We start from the raw sequence: 18,369 nt of genomic DNA on the forward strand, positions 1-18,369 counted from the left end.
GGCGTTTCCCTGGAGTCACGAAGAGGAAGGAGAGAGAGGCCGGGTCCGGTGACGGCTGCCGCTCCGGTCCTGGCGACGGCCCCGTAAGCTACGTCCCACTCCTTGACACGTACGCGGAATGGACAGCGGATGGAACTGTTGGGCCAACCTGAGTTCGGCCGGCTGCTGCGCAGGCTCCGGGTCGAGCGGGGTCTGTCACAGGCGGACCTCGTGGGCTCCAAGGTCTCGGCGAGCTACGTCTCACGTCTGGAGTCGGGCGGCCGGGCGGTGACGCCCCAGGCGGCGGCGCACCTGGCGGAGCGTCTCGGCGTCGCGCTCGATGTCTTCCGGGTCGCCGCCGGTGCGGTGGGCGCCGACCGGGCGCCCGCGCTCCTGGCCGCAGCCGTCACGGCGCTCGACGACGGTGCGCCCGCCGAGGCCGTGGGGCTGCTCACCACCTGCGCCGCCCTGCCCGACGTGTCCGCGGACCTCGCCTGGCAGGTGCTGTGGCACCTGGCCCGCGCCCAGGAACGGCTCGGCGACGTACGCGCGCGACGGGACGCGCTGGAACGCCTGCGCCCGGTGGCTCACGAGTCGGGCATCACCCCTCTGCGGGTCCGTGTCCCGGCCGCGCTGTCCGACTGCGAGCGGGCGCTCGGGGAGACGGAGGCGGCGATCGCCCGGGCGCGCGAGGCACTGGCCGTGGCCGCGGACGAGGGCGCGGCGCATGCCGACCGGGCGGAGGCCTTGCGTGCCCTCGCCGCGGCCGAGGTGGCGGCGGGCCGTCTCGGCGAGGCCGAGGAACACGCGGCCCTGCTGCTGGAGCGGGCGGAGGAGTTGTCCGGGGGCAGGCGGGCCCGTGCGCTGTGGACGGCCGCCACGGTCCACGCCGCGCGCGACGCCCACGACCGGGCCCTGCCGTTGCTGGAGGAGGCCCTGGCTTCCTCGGACGCGCGGAGCGATCTGCTGCTGTGGGCCCGGCTGCGTCTGGCGGCCGTCTCCGCGTCCGTCGAGGTGCACGGGACGGTGACGGCGGACACGGAACGCTGGTGCCGCGAGGCGGAGACCGCGCTCGTCATGATGGACGGGGCCGGGTACCTGTCCGAACTCCGGGCCGCCCAGGCGCGGATCGCCTTCCACCGGGGCGACCACGCCACCGCGGCCGACCTGTGCCGCGAGGCTCTGTCCGCGTTCGGCACGATGGGCCATCACGACCGTGTCCGGACCGAGATCCTGTTGCACGAGGCCGAGTTGGCCGCCGGTGCGGGTGAACCCGCCGCGGCGGAACTGCGCCGGATCGCCGAGGAGTCGACCCGCTCCGGCAACCTCGATCTCGCCACACGTGCGTGGAAGGCCCTCGCGGAAGCGGCGGTGAAGGGGTGAAGGGGCGCCGCCTCGCGGTGGCGCCGTCGTCGCCGGTGGCGCCCTGGTCGCGCCGAACCCGTACGGGGCCGGTGGCGCCCTCGTCGCGCCGAGCGTGCCGGGCTGCGTTCCGGATCCGGTCGGTGCGTACGGACCGACGGGCCGACAGACCGGGCACCGTGCCATCGGCCCCGGCCTCCAGCCCATCGGCCCCGGGACGCCTCACACGTCACACATGCGCGCCCGCGCACACCCGCGTGGCATCCCACCCTTCCTCGGCGTCCGGGTCCTCCGCCGCGTCCATGGCCTCCGAGACCAGGTCCAGGTAGATGAGCAACTGGTCGTGCCACGCGACGTACGCGGCGTAGTCGTGGGCGTGGGTGAGGCTCCGCAGGACCACCGCCCGGCGGACCGCGGTCGGGGACGGCTGCTTGCCGTAGCCCTCCAGGAGGGCCCCGGCCAGGGCGACGTAGTCGGCGGAACCGCAGACGCCCCAACGCTGCCCCGCTGCCATCTCGGCGAACTCGGCAAGTTGCCAGGCGACGTCGAACTCCCATGATCCGCAGGTGAGTTCCTCGCCGGTGAACAGCACCGGACGACCCGCTCCGGTGGGCAGGACGAGCACCCCGAGGGCGGGGCCGCCGTGCAGCAGGACGTACGGGGCCGGGCCGTGCGCGGCCTCCTCGCCCCACGCGGCGATCAGCCCGAGCCGCCGGTCGCCGAGGCGGGACCGGGCCGCCGCGTGCAGGCGCGGCGCGACACCCGGCCCCGCGCCGGTGCGCAGCCATCGGACGAGCCTGGCCGGTGCGGGGGGAACGCCGGGTGCCGCCCCGGGAGCGGAACGGGTGTGCAGCATCCGCAGTGTCGCGCCGAGGCCGCGCACGGCGTCGCGTACGGCCGTCCGGGCGTCCGGGGAGGCATCGTCGCGGAGCACCGCCGCGGCGGAGTGGGTCCCGGGCGCGCAGTAGCGCAGGACGCCGGGCTGGCCGGGGTCGGACGCGGCCAGGGCGAGGCCGACCGGGGAGCCGGCGGACACCGCTCGGGCCGCCGCGGCCGGGCGGGCGCCCGGCAGGGGCAGGGGGGTGTCGCGGGCCGGCCCCGGCCGACGGGCCCACACGTAGCCGCCCGCGGGCACGGCCAGGACGGCGGTGACGATATGGCGGGTGCCCAGTTCGCGGGCCAGGCGTTCGTCCGGCGCCACCCGGATGCCGGTGCCGGGTGCCACCTCAGACCGTGCGGGCATGCGACGCCCCCTCCGTCCGCCGGGACACGGACCGGTGCCGTGCGATCAGGTCGAGCAGTGCGGGCAGCGGCGCCGCGACCGAGGCGTCGTCGCGGCCGGTGGAAGCGCTGCGGCCGGGGTGCGGCGGCGCGACGAGCACGTTGTCGTACCGTTCCAGTGCCTTGAGGTGTGCGCGATAGGCCGGGGCCGCTTCGGCGCCCGGCGGAAGCGCGGGGGCGATGCCGATGACCGCCCGGGTGCACTGGAGCGCCATCAGCACGGGCGTGTCGGCGAGGCCCTGCGCGAACCGGCCGACGAAGTGCAGGCCCGCCGGGTGCACCGCCACCGCGTCGGGCCACTGGGCGAGTTCGACGTGGTCCAGGCGTGGCTCCGGGGTGTCGACGGTGCCCGGCCAGGCGTCGAGCAGCACCTCGCCGCCCAGGATCGCCCCGAGGGCCGCCCTGCTGACGAACCGTTCGGCGCTGCGGGTGACGGCCAGGCGGACCTCGGTGCGCGGGTGGGCCGTGCGCAGCCAGTTCAGCCAGAACGGCAGGAAGGCCACGCTCAGGGCTCCCGTGCCGAGGATCAGCAGCCGGGACGGCGCGGGCGGCGGGTCGTCGGCCGGTGCCGTGGGGGGCTCCCGTCCGGGGCCGGACGCTTCTGCGCGCGTCCGGGGCGCGCCCGCCCCCGCGCCGTCCGTCGTCCCGGTCGGCTCACCCTTCGTCCCGGTCGCGCCGTCCCTCGTCCCGGTCGCATCACCCCCGGTCGCGTCCCCGCCCGGGCCGGCCGGGGTCCCGCCCGGGCGCGTCGGGCTCTTCTCCGGCTCAGCCATGGTGTTCCTCCGCGGCCGTGAACACGTCCTCCAGGTCGGCCAGGGCCTCGTGCAGGCCGTGGGTGAACTGGACACCGCCGACGTTGAGGATCACCTCGTCGATGCCGGCCGCGCGGTGGCGGGCCAGTTCGCGGGCGATGTGCGCGGGGCTCCCGTAGACGAACACCCCGGCGTCCACGAGCTGTTTGGCCTTGACGAACAGGTCGTCCTCGGCGCGCATGGCCACGCCCGCGCGGCGCAGCATGTCGAGGTAGTGGGAGGCGGACAGGTGGGCGGAGAGCACGGCGCCCGCGAGACGGGCCGGGTCGCGTCCCGGCCGGTCGACGGCGAGGTGGACCACGGTCGCCACCCGAGGCGGCGGCCGGTCGTCGGCGCCCTCCCGCAGCGCGGGGACGAGTACGTCCCGCACGTAGTCGGCCGGTGTGAGCCAGGTGACGGCGACGTCGGTCACGGGGGCGGCGAACCGGGCCATGGCGGGGCGCAGCACGCCCGCGCCGAGCTCGACGGCCGGGTGCGGGCGGGTGGGGGTGAGCGCGGTGCGCGGGCGGTGGTACTCGCCCGTCGGGTCGGTGGTGTCGCCGTCGAGCAGGGTGCGGGCGACGGTGAGGAACTCGGTGGCCGCGGTGCGCGGGCTGCGGTACGGGGCGCCGTGCAGGGAGGCGACGAAGCCGGGGGTGGCGGGGCCGTAGCCCATGACCACGGCCCTGCCGGTGATCAGTGCGAGCGAGCGGGCCTGGACGACGGCGTCGTACGGGGTGCGCAGCGGCATCAGGGAGACGCCGGTGCCGACCGGTGGGCGCAGCCCGCGTCCGGCGAGGTGGGCGAAGAGCTGGAGGGGGTCCAGGCGCAGCGACTGCCCCGTCCACAGGCGGCGGGCGCGGCGGCGGAGCGCCAGTTCGGCGTAGGGCAGGGCGTCGTCGACGCAGTCCGGCTGGTGCGGAATCATCACGGCGGGCACGGCCCGCGGGGACTTGACCATGGCGTGGGTCCAATCGTGGTTCAGCGCCCGGCGGTGGCGAGCGGCTCCGGCAGGCCGTCGGGCGGTCGTGGAGACGTCTCGGCGGCCCGTGCCGACGAGGGGGCGGGCGCGCCCGTCGCCGCGGCGGGAGCGGTGCGGGCGGGCAGCACCTCGCGCGGTGAGGCGATGTTGTGGGCGGGGTCGGCCGGGTCGATTCCGGCCTCCAGCAGGCAGTCGTGCACGGCCCGCGCGCGGGAACGGGAGGTGGGGTCCAGAGCGTGTTCGACGAGGCCGGCGGCCACCGCGGCGGCGCGGTGCTCACCGAAACTGACCCGGCGCATGCCGGGCCGGCCGTCGTCGGGCTCCCAGGCCGCCCCGACTCCGGGGGCGAGTTCCCGTGCGAAGGCCGAGACGGTGGAGCCGAGTCCGGGCAGGCCGCGGACGGTGTCGGCGATGAGTTCCGCGGCGTCCCAGCTGTCCGGGCCCAGGTAGACCACGCAGCCGTCCTGGCGCGGATAGCCGGTCCGGGAGGAGGCGATCTTGGCCCGGTACGGAAGCCGTTCGCCCTCCAGCAGATCCAGTACGTCCGCCCAGAGCGGCGGTGCCGCCTCGGGTTCGGTGACGTGCAGGTAGACCCGGAGGATGCCGGTGGGGCGGGTCCGGGCGGGCGTGGTGCCCTCGCAGAGGAAGAAGCCGGGTGACACGGCCGGGCGGGCGGCGTCCAGGCGTACCCGGGCACGGCCACCGGAACCGGTGCGGGTGGTGTCCACGCGTTCGCGGGGCACCGTCACCCGGACCCCCTCCAGCACGACCGGGACGCCGGTCTCGTCGCCCTCGCCGAGCAGTTCCACGACCCGGGTGAGGTGGCGGTGCGGCATGGCCGCCAGCAGCCGGGCCTCCAGCGCGGTGTCCCGCGGCGATCTGGGGGCCGGTGTCTCGTCGTCGGTACGGCCCATGTGGTGGCGGCGGTAGAACGCGGCGGCGAGTGCGGCGCGCAGTGCGCGCGGATCGTCGGCGGTCACTTCGCGTCCGTCGGTCAGGGCGCTCGTGACGTCGGCGGCGACGGTGGTCCCGTGGAGGATGCGCAGGATCGCGGGCGCCAGGGGCGGGGCGGTGGGTGCGTTCGGGGTGGTGTTCATGCCGGGGTTCCCTCCCAGCCGAGTACGGACACGAAGGAGTGCGGGGAGAGCAGGGCGGTGCGGCCGATGCCGGCGGCGGCGCGTTCGGCGGCGCCCAGGCGCGCGCTGCGTTCCGCCGTGGCGAGAAGCCGGTCGAGCAGGTGCCAGCCCGCGAAGGCGGTGGCGCGCGTGAACAGGCCGGGGTCCTGCCCGACGGCGTCCGGCCGCGCCCGGGCGTAGCCGTGCCGGAAGGCGCCGATCAGCGGGGTGACCCTGGCCAGTTCGGCGGTGCCGGCGGCGACGATCTCGTCGTGGGAGACGGGTGCCCCGGGCGTCCGGGGCAACCCCGCGGGCACCTTCAGGACGGCCCGGTAGAGCCATTCGCCGGCGAACGCGCCGAGGTCGCGGGCCGGGTCCCCGAAACGGAACTCCTCCCAGTCCGTCAGCAGCGTCCGGCCGTCGGGGGTGGTGAGGAACTGGTCCAGGCGCAGATCGCCGTGGACGGGGGTGTGGGGCGCGCGTGCCTCGTCGGCCCTGAGGCCGCGCAGCGCCTCGTGCAGCGCGGCATCGCCCTGGATCAGCCGCCATGCCTCCAGGGCTCCGGCGCTGGCCCGGGTGTACAGCGCCCAGGGCAGGGCCCGCAGGTGGCCGAGGGGAGGCAGCGGCGGGGGTGTGTCCTCGATGTCCGCCCGGTCGGCGGGCCGCAGCTCGTGCACGGTGGCGATGATCCGGCCGGCCTCCCGCGCGAGCGAGGTGCCGAACTCGTCCCGCGCCGCCAGGTCGCTGCCCGAGGACGCGTCCGCGACCAGATCGAAGGCCAGGAGGCGGGCCGTCTCGTCGGAGCCGATCAGGCGGGGGCGGGGGATCGAGCCGTCGCCGTCGTCCGTGACCGTCGAGGCCGCCCGTTCGAAACCGAGGACCCGGCGGAACCGCCGGAGTGCCTCGGTGGTCTCCCCGCCGATGTGCTTGACGAAGACCGGCCGGCCCCGGGTGGTGGTGCCCGCCCAGTTGTCGTTGCGGCCGGGGTAGGCGCTGAGTGTCTCCTCGGTGAAGGTGCCCGTGCCCAGGCGGCTCAGGAGGCCGGGTACGGCGGGAAAGTCGGAAAGGTCCGCAGGGGCGATCCGACGGCGGGTGTGCTCGCCCGTCCTCGCCATGCTGTCAATCGTCATGACCAGGACCGTACTCCCACCCTTCCAAGCTATGTCAAGAATCAGAACGAGTTTGGCATGAAACTTGACAACCTATGGGTTCGATCGGGTACCACAGTCGGTGTCCTCCGCGGCTTTCCCGCCGCGGAGGCCGACGATCCGACGGAGGAGCAGCCATGTCGGCCGAACAGACACGCCCGAAACCCCCGCGGCCCCCACTGCGCGTACTGCGCCAGGTGGCCCGTGACCGCCGGAACACGGTCCCGGCCGTGTTCCTCGCACTGGCGGCCACCGCGGCGACGCTCACCGTGCCGCTGGTGGTCCGTCGTATCGTCAGCGGCTTCTCGCTGCACCAGGCCGTGACAGGATCTGTCATGCTGATGACGGCGCTGGCGCTGACCGGCGCGGTGGCATCGGCCCTGTCGTCCTTCTGCCTGGCCCGGGCCGGTGAGTCCGCGGTACTGACGGTCCGGCAGCGGGTGGTGGCCCACGCGCTGCGTCTGCCGCTGTCCGGCGCCCGCAGGGTCGGAGCCGGGGAACTCGTCGCCCGGGTCACCTCGGACTCCACCCAGCTGCGGTCGGTGGTCGACATCGGCGTCACCCAGCTGCCGATGGCCGCGCTCACGGTCACCGCCACCCTGGTCATCATGGGCCTGCTCGACTGGGTGCTCCTGCTCATCGTGCTGAGCACCTTCTCGGTGGCGGGCCTGGCGATCACGGTGTTCATCAAGGGCATCCGGAACAGCACCGCCGCCCAGCAGGAGGCACTCGGCGAACTCGCCCAGCGCTTCACCTCCGCGCTCGGCGCCCTCGCCACCGTCAAGGCGTGCCGGGCGGAGGCCCAGGTCACGGGTCTCATCGACGCCGACGCGGTAGCGTCCGCCCGCTCCGCGGTCACCGCGGCCCGCCGTCAGGCGTTCGTCACACCGATCATGGGGCTCGGCCAGCAACTCGCCCTGATCGGAGTGGTGCTGGGCAGCGGCGCCCGGCTCGCCTCCGGTTCGTTGAGCATCGCCGAGTTCGCCGCGTTCCTGTTGTACCTGCTCCAACTCGTCGCACCGCTCTCCCTGGTGGCCAGCGGCATCGCGCGCCTGCAACTCGGCTTCGCCGCGCAGTCGCGCATCGAGGGCGTCCTCGCCGAGAAGACCGAGGACGCCCTCCACCGGCCGCACACCCCCCGGACACCGGACGACACCCCGGCCGCGGGCTCCGGCTCCGGCTCCTTCGACCACGCCGGATCCCCCGGCCGTCCCGCTCTCCCCGCTCTCGCCGGCCCCGGTGAGCCGGGCGCGGCCGCGATCGAGTTCGACCGGGTGACGTTCAGTCATGACGGGGACCGCCGGGCCGTCGACGGGCTTTCCTTCACGGTGCCCCGGCGCGGGGTCACCGCCCTCGTCGGGCCCTCGGGCGCCGGGAAGACGACGGCGCTGAACCTGGTGGAACGCTTCCTCATACCCGACAGCGGAACCGTCCGGCTCCTCGGCCGTGACACCACGTACTGGTCGCTGGACGAACTGCGTGGCCGCGTCGCCTACCTCGACCAGGCGTTCACCCTCCTCGAAGGCACCGTCAGGGAGAACCTGTTGCTCGGCCGGACCGCTCCCGCCGGGGACGACGTCCTGCGGGACGCGCTGGCTGCGGTGGGGCTCGGCGAGACGATCGCCCTGCTGCCCCGGGGGCTCGACACCGTCGTGGGCCGCGGCGACGACCTCTCCGGCGGCCAGCGACAGCGGCTCGCGCTGGCCCGCGTGCTGCTCACCGACGCGCCGGTGGTCCTGCTGGACGAACCGACCTCCCAGCTCGACAGCATCAACGAGAACCGGCTGCGCGAAGTCGTCGACCGGCTGTCCCGGGACCGCGCGGTGGTCGTCGTGGCGCACCGCATCTCGACCGTCCGCCGGGCCCGGCACATCGTCGTCCTGGACGACGGACGCTGCCTCGACGCGGGCACCCATGACCAACTCCTCGACCGCTGCGCGATGTTCGCGGAACTGGTACGCGGACAGCGGCTCGGTCTGCGGGTGGGCGCAGGTGTCTGATCCGGCGTACGGGGCAGCCGCGGCGCTCGCGTCGACCACCACCGACCGCCTCCGGCGGTTCACCCTCCCCAACGGTCTGCGGGTGGTGCTCGCGCCCGAACGGGGCACCGGCGTCTGCGCCGTCGGGCTGCGGTACGGGGTGGGGTTCCGCTCGGACCCGCCGGGGCGGCCGGGGCTCGCGCACCTCCTCGAACACCTGATGTTCCGGCGCCGCTCACGGCCGGGCGGCCCCGGCTCCGACGTCCCCGACCGCGCGGGACCGGCCGGCGGGTACGCCAACGCGGCGACCGGGCAGGACTCCACCGACTTCCACCAGGTGGTCCCGGCCGGCCTGCTGGAGAGCGCCCTCGCCGCGGAACGCGACAGGATGGCGGGTCCGCCGCCGGGCGCCGCCGCGCTGGCCGCGGAGCGGGAGGTCGTCGCCGAGGAGATCCGTCGCAACGTCACCGGCCGTCCCTACGGCGGGTTCCCCAAGTCCGTGCTCCCCCCGCTGCTCTACCGCGACCACGCCCACACGCACGACGGGTACGGCGACCCGGAGACGCTGGCGCGGGTCACCCCGCAGGAGTGCCGCGACTTCTTCGACCGGCACCATGTTCCCGGCAACGCCGTCCTCACCGTCGTCGGCGGCTTCGATCCGGAGGCCGCACGGCGGCTGATCGAGCGGCGGTTCGGTGATCTGCCGGCGCGGCCGGTACCGGCGACGGCCCTCCCGCCGGAGCCGGAGCCGACGGCCGACCGCTACGGGCGGCACACCGACCCGCTCGCGCCGCTGCCCGCCGTCTGCGTCGGCTACCGGCTCCCCGACCCCGTCGCCGACCTGCCCGGCTACCTCGCGCATGTGCTCCTCGCAGCGCTCGTGGAACAACGCCTGCGCGAGAGGCTGGTGACGCGGGAGAACACCGCCGTGGCGGTGACGGCAGGCTGCGGACTGGTCGGCGGGGCGTTCGCCGCCCGCCATCCGGTGACCCTGGCCTGCACGGTCACGCACACCGAGTCGATCGGCACCCGGGAGACGGTGGACGCCCTCGACACCGAGCTCGCCGCGCTGGCCACGCACGGTCCGGGCCCGGACGAACTCCTCCTCGTCGCCAACCGGTGGATCAGCGGCCTGCTGCGCCACCACGACGAGCCCCACGCCCGCGCGCGCTCCCTCGGCACCTTCGAACTGCTCCACGGGGACGCGACGCTGCACCGGCGCGTCCCCCGTCTGCTGGCCTCGACCGCACCGGCCGCCACCGCCGCGGCAGCACGACGGCTGAGCGACTCGCACCGTGCCGTCCTCACCCTGGTCCCGCGGGACGACCGGCCCCGTCCCCCGTCCCCCGGCCGTGAGGCGCGCCCATGACCCGCAGGACGACGAACACGGCCGGTGGCACGAGCCGTACGGCGGCCGGGGCGGCACGCGGACCGAACAGCACGGGCTTCGCGGCCTCCGGCCCGCTTTCCGGCGCCGCGGCCGTCGTCCCGCCGAGCGTCACCGCCCGCCTCCCCAACGGTCTGCGGGTGACCGCCGTCCGGCTGGCGACGGTGGCCCGTGCGGAACTGCGGCTCACGATGCCGCTCGCCCCTCCGTGCTCCGGACCCGCGGCCGTCAGAAGCCCTCTCACCGGGCCGGTGCCGTCGGCGCGGGCGGCGCTGCTCGCCGCCTCCGTGCTGCGCGGCACCACGGGCGTGGACGGCACCCGGATCGAGACCGCCCTCGGGCGGATCGGCGGCGACGTCGTCCCGCTCGCCGGCGCCGACCGCCTGGTGCTGCGCGGCGGTGTGCTCGCCGGTGGGCTGGGGGCCCTGCTGAACACCGTCGCCGGCGCGTTGACCTCGATGACGTGTTCCGACCACGAAATGAGGGCGGCGCGCACGGTGTTGTGCGGGCAGGCGGCCGTGGCCGGGATGCGGCCGGCCGCGGCCGCCCGTGCCCTGCTGCACCGGCACGCCCCCGGGTGGGCCGGTGCCCCGCAGGAACCGCCGCCCGCGGAAATCATCGCCGCGATCACCCCCGAGCAGGTGCGCGAACTGCATGCGCGGGGGCTCGACCCGACGCGTGCGAGGCTCGTCCTGGTGGGTGATCTGGACCCGGACGGGGCCGTCGAGGCGGCCCGTGAGGCGTTCGCGGGCTGGACCGCCGCGGTGACGCAGCCGCCCGCCCTCCAGCTGCCCGAGGACCCGCCGCCCCGGCCCGCCGAGGAGGTCGCCCGCACGATCGCGCTGCATCCCGCTCTGCGGGACGGTATCGCGCAGGTGTGCCTGTGCGCCGCGCGGGACGACGAACCGCTCACCCCCGCGCTGCGCCTGGCGTCCCTGGTGTTCGGCGGTCACCCGGGATCCCGGCTGGTCACCCGCCTGCGAGAGCGCCACGGCTTCACGTACGCCGTCCGGGTCCGGCCGGAGGAGCTGGAGGAACGCGGGCCCCGGCCGCAGCCGGGGGGCGCACTCCCCCGGGCGCGCGGCCACCGTCTGTTCATCACCGCGGACACGGCGCCGTCCAAGGCCCACGCCCTGGTGGAGGCGCTGGGCGACGAACTGGCGCGCATGGCGGCCCGTCCTCCCTCGGCCGGTGAAGTGGCGCTGGCGTGCGCCCACTTCGCCGGGGTCTCGCTGACCACGTGGTCGACCCAGGCCGGTCTGGCGGACGCGCTGGCGGACCCCTCGCCCCAGTCGCCCGCGGACCCGGAGGCGCTGTACGGGCTGATGGAAACCGTGCGCCGCACACCACCCGAGGCCGTCGCCGCCGCCGGTGGCGCCTTCTCTCCCGACCGGTTCACGGGTGTGCTCACCGGCGCCGCGGGCACCCCCCGCCCGAGCCGCCACTGGGCGTTCGGCCGGGCCGTCGGCGCGGACGACCACGACCGCCCGGGGGCCGGCTGAGACGGAGGGACCGAACCGCCCCGCCCGGAGCTGCCGAGCCGTTCCGGGCCCCACCGGCCCCGTTCGGCTGTTGCAAGACAGTGACAAAGCCCCGATGAACGTCCGCCTCCGCCGGACCGTCGTTCCCAGTGACTGCGCCAATCGACACGTAGGTGCCCTTTGGCGCGAAAGGCTGTTCTCATCATGAAAAGGGGCAGATCTGTGATGGTTTCGAATCGGCACTCCCTGCGCGTCGCTGTCGTCGGTGTCCTCGGCGCGGCCTCCCTCGCCCTCGCGGGCACCGCGACGGCGGCCACCCCGGCCGCGCACCCCGCGAGCCCGGCCGCCGTCCAGAAGGCCGTGCCCGCCAAGGCGAGCATCACGGCCAAGGCGTCGGTGTCCACCGTCCGCGCCTGGCAGCTGTTCCGCGTCACGGGCCGGACCACCGGTCTCCAGGCGGGCAGCAAGGTGACCCTCCAGCAGAAGCAGCACGGAAAGTGGGTCGGGCTGCCCGCCTCCACGAACACCTCGAAGGACGGCTCCTACTCGCTCGGCGTCGAGCTCGGCCTGAAGGGCAAGAACGACCTGCGCATCGTCAGCGGCACCACGGCCTCGCCGGTCTTCAACGTGACGGTTCTCTGAGACACGCCGCCACCGTACGAGGACGGACCGTCGGCACCGGGGCGGGGCGCACCCGCCCCGGTGTTCACACCGCCGGAGCGGGGCACGTCCCTGAACGTCCGGTCCAGCGGAACTGTGTCCCGCGCCCGGTGGGTGTGGGCTCTCCCGCCGGAGTCGGCCGGCCGGGGACCGACCTCGGCGACCCGCGCGGCCTGCTCCTGGAACCCCTCGCCGGGAGCACCGTCCGGTGTGGCGATTCTGAGACATTTCCCTCGGCGGTCGAGGGGCAGTAATCGTGCTGACCATGGTTCCGGCGGAGAACACCCGCGGAACCATTGAGCAAGGCAAGGAGTGTTCGGAATGCGTATGAACCGGAAGTTCACCGCCGTCGCCGCCGCCGCGCTGATGACGGGCGCCGTCGGCGCGGGGGCCGCGCAGGCATCGCCCGCGACGGCCGACGGCGTCGCTCCCTCGGCCTGTCGGCCGGCCAACCACCTCGCGAAGATCACCGCGGGGCCCGCCAGCAGCGGGCACAGCCACTACCGTGTGACGCTGACGGCGCCGCGCGGCTACGAGCCGTGCGAGCTGGCCGGCTCGCCCACCGACGTGCGGTTCTCGAACCACGGCGCGGACGTCGGAATCGCCGTCGGCCACTACGGCGACCAGACCACCGTGGTGACCTTCGGTCCGGGACGGCCGGTGCACTTCGACATCCAGGTTCCCGACAACGGCCGCTCCGTCGCCGCGCAGGAGGCATCGTTCACGCTGCGGGCCCCGGACGGCGAGATCCCCGGCACGTCCTTCGCCGACGGCAGGCTGAACGTGGCCGCCGGCACCGTCGTCGGCCCGGTGGAACGCGGCGCCTGACGCCCTCCCGCGCCCCGGCGCGTCCTGCACCGCTGCCACGCCGGCGGGACGCGCCGGGGTGCGGGTACCACTCCCGTCCCCGACTCCCCCGCGACACCCGCGAGGAACGTCGACGACCGGCTCGCGCCCCGTCGTCAGACCTCGGCACGCCGGGCCCCGGCCTCCGAGGCCGCTACGAATGCGCAGCTCAACGAGAGGCGACGGTGCGGAGCTCCAGCTCGTACCTCGCCCCGTTCCACAGGGTCGACTCCAGGTGGCGCAAGGTGCTGAGGAGCGGGTCGTCGCGGTCGAACAGGTGGTCGGCCAGGCCGCTCAACGAGTCGTCCTCATGGGGCGAGGACCACGCGAAGAGCAGTTCGCACAGCGCCTCGCTGCTCTCGTCCGGTTCGGGCGCCATGCGCAGACCGAGCCATCTCCGGTCCACCCAGTACCGCAACAGCGCGGTGAACGTCTCGACGCAGTGACGTTTGCCGTCGGAGCCCGTGTCGGAACGCAACCGCTCGACAAGTTCGGCGTACAGCTCCCCCATGCCGAGGCCCAGCACGCGCGCGCCCGCGTAAGCCCAGTAGTCCGATCCCGTCCCACCGCCGTACGCCTCCCAGCGCGGGTTCCACAACAGCCGGGTGAATTCGGTGCGGGCGGCCTGTCCGTGCAGGGCGATGCCCAGGATCAGCCCGCCGTTGCAGTCCGTGGACGCGGCGCCCTCACCCCACTCGACGAGCCTTCCCAACCACGACGGATCACCCGTCTTCGTCGCGAGGACCGGCAGGAGCTCGGGGAACAGGTGGGACCCCACGTGCCGTTCCAGAGCCTGGGCGATCTCGGCCCGCAGGCCCCGGCAGGGCAGGTGCAGCAGCCCCAGGCAGGCGTCCGCCGACGCCTGGTACGCACTCTCGACGTGCTCCCACAGCACCCGCTCGGCCGACTCGTGGCCCAGGTGGCCGATGGCGCGCAGCACGCCGGGCGGCATGCCGTCGCGCAGCCTGCCCGCCTCGAAGCACGTTTCCAGCAGGCGTTCGGCCACCGCGAGGTCCCCGTGCCGGGCGAATACCGGAACCAGTCCTTCGCGTGCCTCGGGATCGTCTAGGAACACCGGGAGAAGCGCTTCCGCGTCGGAGCGTGAGCCGTACCTCAGCACCACGTCCACGGCCGTCGACTCCCCCAGCCGGGTCATCCTCGCCGGATCACCGGCGTACCCGTCGAGGAGCCTCCTCGCCGCCAGGGAAATCGCCACCCCGTCCACCACCTTCGCTCAGGAGCCCTCCGTGTCCACCGATCCGCGGCGGACGCGCGAACAGACGGCCCGCCCGGTTCCCGGCCGCCCGCTTACGCCCAAGTATGCGGGGCGGCCCGCCGCCTCCCGGACGTCGCGTCCGACGGCCACGCACCGCCCCCGTCGGCTCCCGGTCAGGGAGTGTCGCCGGACCAGTCGAATCGTCCCGGGACGCCGGGACGCGGACCGTACACCGCCCTGCCACCGGCACCGAACGTCCCCAGTTCGGTGGGCAGGACGGCGCCGTTGCCGATCTCGTCCCGCGTCCAGCCGGTGACGTCCAGCAGCAGCCCGTCCAGCGGGCCGCCGGTCAGCTCGACGTAGGTCCGCCCCGGCCTGGGACCCGGGTCGGGGTCGTCGTGGTCCCGGCCGTAGACCCGCCCGCGCAACAACTGCTCATCGCCGTTCATGCCGTCCAGCCTCCCAGCCACCACCGACATCGGTGGCCGTGGGCGGGTTCCGGCGGACGGGAAGGAGGACGTAAGCGGTCAGCCGCGTGGCCCGAACCAGGTGGTCAGCGCCTTCTCCAGGAGCGCGTGGTCCGGTTCGGTGCCCGTTCCCGCGGACCAGGCGACGATGCCGTCGGGGCGTATCAGCAGGGCCGCGATGCCGCGGTGTGCCTCCTCCCGCGCCGGACCGGCCGTCACCAGGTCGACCCGGTGCGCCCAGGCGGCCCCCGGCCCCGCCGCGGGCGCGAGAAGAATCCCGCGGCCGGTCGTCGCGAGGTCCGACAGCGATGAGCCGTCGGCGAGCCGGAGATCCGGGACCGGACGCCCCAGCAACGGCATCGCCTCCTCCGACGCGCCGTCCGCGTACGGCATCACGTGCCGGTTGTCGAGGCCGCCCATCATGCGTCCGAAGAACGCGTTGGCCTCGTCCACCTCGTCCAGCAGTTCGCCCATGAGGTCGCGCAGGGCGTCCACGTGGGGGCCCGGCCGCATCAGGGCCACCTGGGCACGGGTGTTGGCAAGAACCCTGGCGCCCACGGGATGGCGCTCGGCGGTGTACGTGTCGAGCAGCCCGTCGGGGGCCCGCCCGGCGACGACGGACGCGAGTTTCCAGCCCAGGTTGACGGCGTCCAGCAGCCCGAGGTTGAGGCCCTGTCCGCCGAAGGGCGAGTGCACGTGCGCCGCGTCGCCCGCCAGCAGGAGGCGGCCACTGCGGTACTCGGTCACCTGACGGGCGTGGTCGGTGAAACGCGTCGCCGAACGCACCGCCGTGATCACCACGTCCGTGCCCGAGACATGGCGCGCGGCCGCCTGTACCTCGTCGAGGGTGACCGGTGCGTCGCGGTCGGCGGGCGGCCCGTCGAAACGGGCGAGGAAGAGGCGGCCGGGTGTCGGCCCGTAGGCCATCATGCCGTTCCCGGTGCGGCGCCAGCCGTGCGGGAGCAGCACATCGGGGTCGGCGTACTCGGCGATCGCCTGATGTCCTGTCATGGTCGGTTCCGTGCCGGGGAACGCGAAGCCGCCGAGCTTGCGCACGAGGCTGCGCCCGCCGTCGCACCCCACCAGCCAGCGGGCGCGCAGGGTCCTCGGTCCGTCGGCCCCGTCGGTCTCGACGTCGACGCCGTCGGGCTCCTGGGCGAATCCGGTGACGGTGCGTCCGCGGGCGATCCGGACCTCCGGCACGTCTTCCACGGCCTCCCCGAGGACGGCTTCCAGCGCCTGTTGGCCGATCAGCATCGTGGCCCGTTCGCTGTCCTCGCGCGTGGACGCGTCGATGCGCCAGATGCCCGCGAAGTGCCCCTTGCCGCCGATGGGCGATTCCCTGTTCACCACGGCGGCGACCTCGACCGGTGAGGCGCCGGTCTCCTCCAGGGCCCGCATCCTCGCGTCGAGCTCGGGTGCCTGGGCGCGGAAGTTGCCGAGCACCTGGGCCAGGGCCCGCAGCGAGGCCGCCTCCAGGGCGGGGCCGAGTCCCCTGCGGCGCAGCGCCTCCACGGCGAGCGGCCCGATCGCCCCGGCCTTGACCGTCGGGTCGATCTCCGTGTTGCGCTCCACGACGACGGAGGAGATCCCGGCGGTGCTCAGCTCGTGGGCGAGCATGAGGCCGGTCGGTCCCGCCCCCGCGATCAGTACGTCGGCGTCGAACTCCTTGCAGATGCGCTGAGTTGTCATGGGGACGAGTATGCGGCAAAAGTTTTAGCGACTACAACCTTTGAGTCGAATCCATGTTTCTCGTACTGTGGGCACATGACAGACGGACGGACCGAAGCACCTCCGCCGGGGCGGCGGGAGCGCAAGAAGCGGGAGTTGCGGAACCACATCTCGGGCGTCGCGACGAGGTTGTTCCTGGAGCGCGGCTTCGAAGGCGTCACCGTGGCCGAGGTCGCCGAGGCCGCCGACGTGTCCACGATGACGGTCTTCAACCACTTCCCGCGCAAGGAGAACCTCTTCCTGGACCGTGGACCGGAGATCGCCGAGTTGCTGACCTCGACGGTCCGCGACCGCGAGCAGGACGAGCCGCCGCTCGCCGCCCTGCGCCGCATGAGCCTGCGGCTCATCGACGAACGGCATCCCCTGAGCGGCCTGGTCGACGGAATGGGCAGCTTCCTTCAGGTGGTCCTGGACAGCCCGGCGTTGAGCTCCCGCTGGCGCGAGATGGGCGAGGAGGCGGCGGTCGCGCTGGCGGAGGCCCTGGCCCGGGCCGCGGGCCGCCCCCCGCACGACCCGGAGGCGCGTTACACGGCGACCTCGGTGCAGACCATCCGCGACACCGTCTTCCGCGAGGCTGCACGGCGCACGTCCGCGGGCGAAACGGTGGACGCCGTCCACGCCGATCTCCGCGCCCTGGCCGACCGGCTCTTCGACGTGCTGGAGCAGGGTGTCGGCGCGGACTGGGGCCTGCCGACGAGCCCGCCCCGGGGCTGATCCGGCCCCTCGGCTCCCGTCCGTCGGCCTCCGCCGGAGTCACGGGAACATCCGCGGGTTCCCCGCGGTGAATGCGCGAGGGGCACTCCGGGCGCACGATCCGCGGTGGGCGGGGCGCCGCCCCGCCCACGAACGTCCCGGCCCGTCGGCGGCGACGGGCCGACGAGCCGGACGGGTGGGCCCGGCCCGCTTTCACCCGTCCGGGCCCGGTCCCGCCGCACCGGCGCGGACCGCGGATCCGCTGCGGGTGGGTGGACCTCGGGATCGCGGGTGCCAGCCCTTAGTCTTGCGGGATGAACTCCGCAATACCGCCACGTGGTCGCCCAAATGGGAAGGAACCGACGTCCTCCTCCGAGCGGTCTTCACGGAGCCGGGCGGGCGGGTCCTCCTCCGAGCGGTCTCCACTGAGCCGGACGGGCGGGTCCTCCTCCGTCCGCCGCCGGGCGCGGTGGCGCCGGGTGTGGGGCGTCGGCTCGCTGCTCGGTGCCCTGTTCCTGCTGGTCGCGACAGCCGGCTTCGCGGCGTCGATACCCGAAGCCGTCAGTACGGTCCGGGACTTCCGCTCGGCCGAGCCGTGCACGGACCGGACGGCGCCGGCCGACTGCCTCCGGTCGATCACCGCCACCGTTCGGAGCACGGAGCGGACGGGTGGCAGGAACCCGAAGTACACGGTGCGGCTCGACGGGCCCGCGGGCGTCCCCCACGAGATGGAGATGGAGGCGGAGGGGCCGCTCTTCGAGCTGCTGAAACCGGGTGACGAGGTCACCGTCACCCGGTGGCGCGACTATGCCACCGCCCTCGGTCGCGACGGCGTGACACAACAGTCCGATGACAGCCCCGAGAGCGAGCCCGAATGGCAGGCGGGGCTGGCCGCGGTCTGCCTGGTTCTGGGCTGTTACCTCTTCTACCTGGGAGGTGTACTGCTCACCCGCGCCAGGGAGGTGGCCGCGAACGGACCGCCCCGCGGCTTCTGGTTCTTCGGCATGTGCGCGTTGTGGGGGGCCCTTGCCGCGATTCCGGCGGGCGTCGCGGGCGCCTTCGCCTCGTCGGGCCGGGGCCACGAGGACTGGGGGTGGCTCGTCCTGGTGGTGGTCTGGATCGTGCTGCTGCCCGCCGTGTACGTCGGGGTGCGGTGGCGCGAGGGCCGAAGGGCTGCCCCGTAACCCCCGGCGGGCGCGCGGACGGAGCGTCTGTACGGCCCACGGCCGACCTGGCACGGAACCAGGTGGT

The 18,369-nt window shown here is 74.5% G+C and carries 16 protein-coding genes; 8 read left to right on the forward strand and 8 right to left on the reverse strand.

The genetic code is table 11. From position 1 onward, the window contains the following. Nucleotides 1–129 precede the first annotated feature (129 nt). A complete protein-coding gene (locus ACF1CT_RS32195) occupies nucleotides 130–1,362 on the forward strand; it encodes a helix-turn-helix domain-containing protein (protein ID WP_391787535.1) in 1,233 nt (410 codons plus the stop codon). A 208-nt stretch (nucleotides 1,363–1,570) separates the two neighbouring features. Here ACF1CT_RS32195 and ACF1CT_RS32200 read toward each other — a convergent pair whose 3' ends face one another. Genes ACF1CT_RS32200 through lxmK form a run of 5 tightly spaced genes read right to left on the reverse strand, consistent with a single transcriptional unit; the run spans nucleotide 1,571 to nucleotide 6,640 of the window. Beyond that, nucleotides 1,571–2,584, reverse strand: coding sequence for a hypothetical protein (locus tag ACF1CT_RS32200; protein ID WP_391787536.1), 1,014 nt, complete (start codon nucleotides 2,582–2,584; stop codon nucleotides 1,571–1,573). Then, nucleotides 2,568–3,395, reverse strand: a complete 828-nt coding sequence (locus ACF1CT_RS32205; RefSeq protein WP_391787537.1) for a flavoprotein — start codon at nucleotides 3,393–3,395, stop codon at nucleotides 2,568–2,570. Before ACF1CT_RS32205 ends, ACF1CT_RS32200 begins: the two co-directional genes overlap by 17 nt. Beyond that, nucleotides 3,388–4,374, reverse strand: coding sequence for an LLM class flavin-dependent oxidoreductase (locus tag ACF1CT_RS32210; protein WP_391787538.1), 987 nt, complete (start codon nucleotides 4,372–4,374; stop codon nucleotides 3,388–3,390). The genes ACF1CT_RS32205 and ACF1CT_RS32210 overlap by 8 nt, the downstream gene beginning before the upstream one ends. Nucleotides 4,375–4,394: 20 nt before the next feature. Further along, a complete protein-coding gene (locus tag ACF1CT_RS32215) occupies nucleotides 4,395–5,492 on the reverse strand; it encodes a T3SS effector HopA1 family protein (RefSeq protein ID WP_391787539.1) in 1,098 nt (365 codons plus the stop codon). Beyond that, a complete protein-coding gene (gene lxmK, locus ACF1CT_RS32220) occupies nucleotides 5,489–6,640 on the reverse strand; it encodes a class V lanthionine synthetase subunit LxmK (protein ID WP_391787540.1) in 1,152 nt (383 codons plus the stop codon). Before lxmK ends, ACF1CT_RS32215 begins: the two co-directional genes overlap by 4 nt. Before the next feature lie 155 nt (nucleotides 6,641–6,795). Between lxmK and ACF1CT_RS32225 the strand changes: the two genes are divergently transcribed. From ACF1CT_RS32225 to ACF1CT_RS32245, 5 genes are all read left to right on the forward strand, one after another. Next, entirely contained in the window at nucleotides 6,796–8,658 is a 1,863-nt protein-coding gene (locus ACF1CT_RS32225) for an ABC transporter ATP-binding protein (RefSeq protein WP_391787541.1), read from the forward strand. Beyond that, on the forward strand, nucleotides 8,651–10,006 hold the full coding sequence (locus tag ACF1CT_RS32230; RefSeq protein WP_391787542.1) for a M16 family metallopeptidase: 1,356 nt from the start codon (nucleotides 8,651–8,653) through the stop codon (nucleotides 10,004–10,006). The genes ACF1CT_RS32225 and ACF1CT_RS32230 overlap by 8 nt, the downstream gene beginning before the upstream one ends. Further along, complete coding sequence (locus ACF1CT_RS32235) at nucleotides 10,003–11,526, forward strand: M16 family metallopeptidase (protein ID WP_391787543.1); 1,524 nt, start codon at nucleotides 10,003–10,005, stop codon at nucleotides 11,524–11,526. The genes ACF1CT_RS32230 and ACF1CT_RS32235 overlap by 4 nt, the downstream gene beginning before the upstream one ends. A 204-nt stretch (nucleotides 11,527–11,730) precedes the next feature. Then, complete coding sequence (locus tag ACF1CT_RS32240) at nucleotides 11,731–12,147, forward strand: hypothetical protein (protein WP_391787544.1); 417 nt, start codon at nucleotides 11,731–11,733, stop codon at nucleotides 12,145–12,147. Between the two features lie 339 nt (nucleotides 12,148–12,486). Further along, nucleotides 12,487–12,993: a DUF4232 domain-containing protein gene (locus tag ACF1CT_RS32245; protein ID WP_391787545.1), complete on the forward strand. Its 507-nt coding sequence runs from the start codon at nucleotides 12,487–12,489 to the stop codon at nucleotides 12,991–12,993. 187 nt (nucleotides 12,994–13,180) lie between these two features. On the opposite strand, the gene ACF1CT_RS32250 is transcribed toward ACF1CT_RS32245, so the two are convergent. The 3 genes from ACF1CT_RS32250 to ACF1CT_RS32260 form a co-directional block, all read right to left on the reverse strand. Then, complete coding sequence (locus ACF1CT_RS32250; protein WP_391787546.1) at nucleotides 13,181–14,227, reverse strand: hypothetical protein; 1,047 nt, start codon at nucleotides 14,225–14,227, stop codon at nucleotides 13,181–13,183. Between the two features lie 173 nt (nucleotides 14,228–14,400). After that, the gene (locus tag ACF1CT_RS32255; protein ID WP_391787547.1) at nucleotides 14,401–14,676 is read right to left on the reverse strand and encodes a hypothetical protein; all 276 of its coding nucleotides are present in this window, start codon (nucleotides 14,674–14,676) and stop codon (nucleotides 14,401–14,403) included. Nucleotides 14,677–14,754: 78 nt separating this feature from the next. Then, nucleotides 14,755–16,386 (reverse strand): FAD-dependent monooxygenase, encoded by a 1,632-nt coding sequence (locus ACF1CT_RS32260; protein ID WP_391787548.1) that lies wholly within the window; start codon nucleotides 16,384–16,386, stop codon nucleotides 14,755–14,757. A 75-nt stretch (nucleotides 16,387–16,461) separates the two neighbouring features. On the opposite strand from ACF1CT_RS32260, the gene ACF1CT_RS32265 reads away from it, so the two are divergent. Together ACF1CT_RS32265 and ACF1CT_RS32270 are read left to right on the forward strand one after the other, a co-directional pair. Then, nucleotides 16,462–17,139, forward strand: a complete 678-nt coding sequence (locus ACF1CT_RS32265; protein ID WP_391787549.1) for a TetR/AcrR family transcriptional regulator — start codon at nucleotides 16,462–16,464, stop codon at nucleotides 17,137–17,139. A 458-nt stretch (nucleotides 17,140–17,597) separates the two neighbouring features. After that, nucleotides 17,598–18,302 (forward strand): hypothetical protein, encoded by a 705-nt coding sequence (locus tag ACF1CT_RS32270; protein WP_391787550.1) that lies wholly within the window; start codon nucleotides 17,598–17,600, stop codon nucleotides 18,300–18,302. Nucleotides 18,303–18,369 lie beyond the last annotated feature (67 nt).

Origin of the sequence: Streptomyces sp. NPDC014734 (genome assembly GCF_043083325.1) — a bacterium.
Classification (GTDB): Bacteria; Actinomycetota; Actinomycetes; order Streptomycetales; family Streptomycetaceae; genus Streptomyces.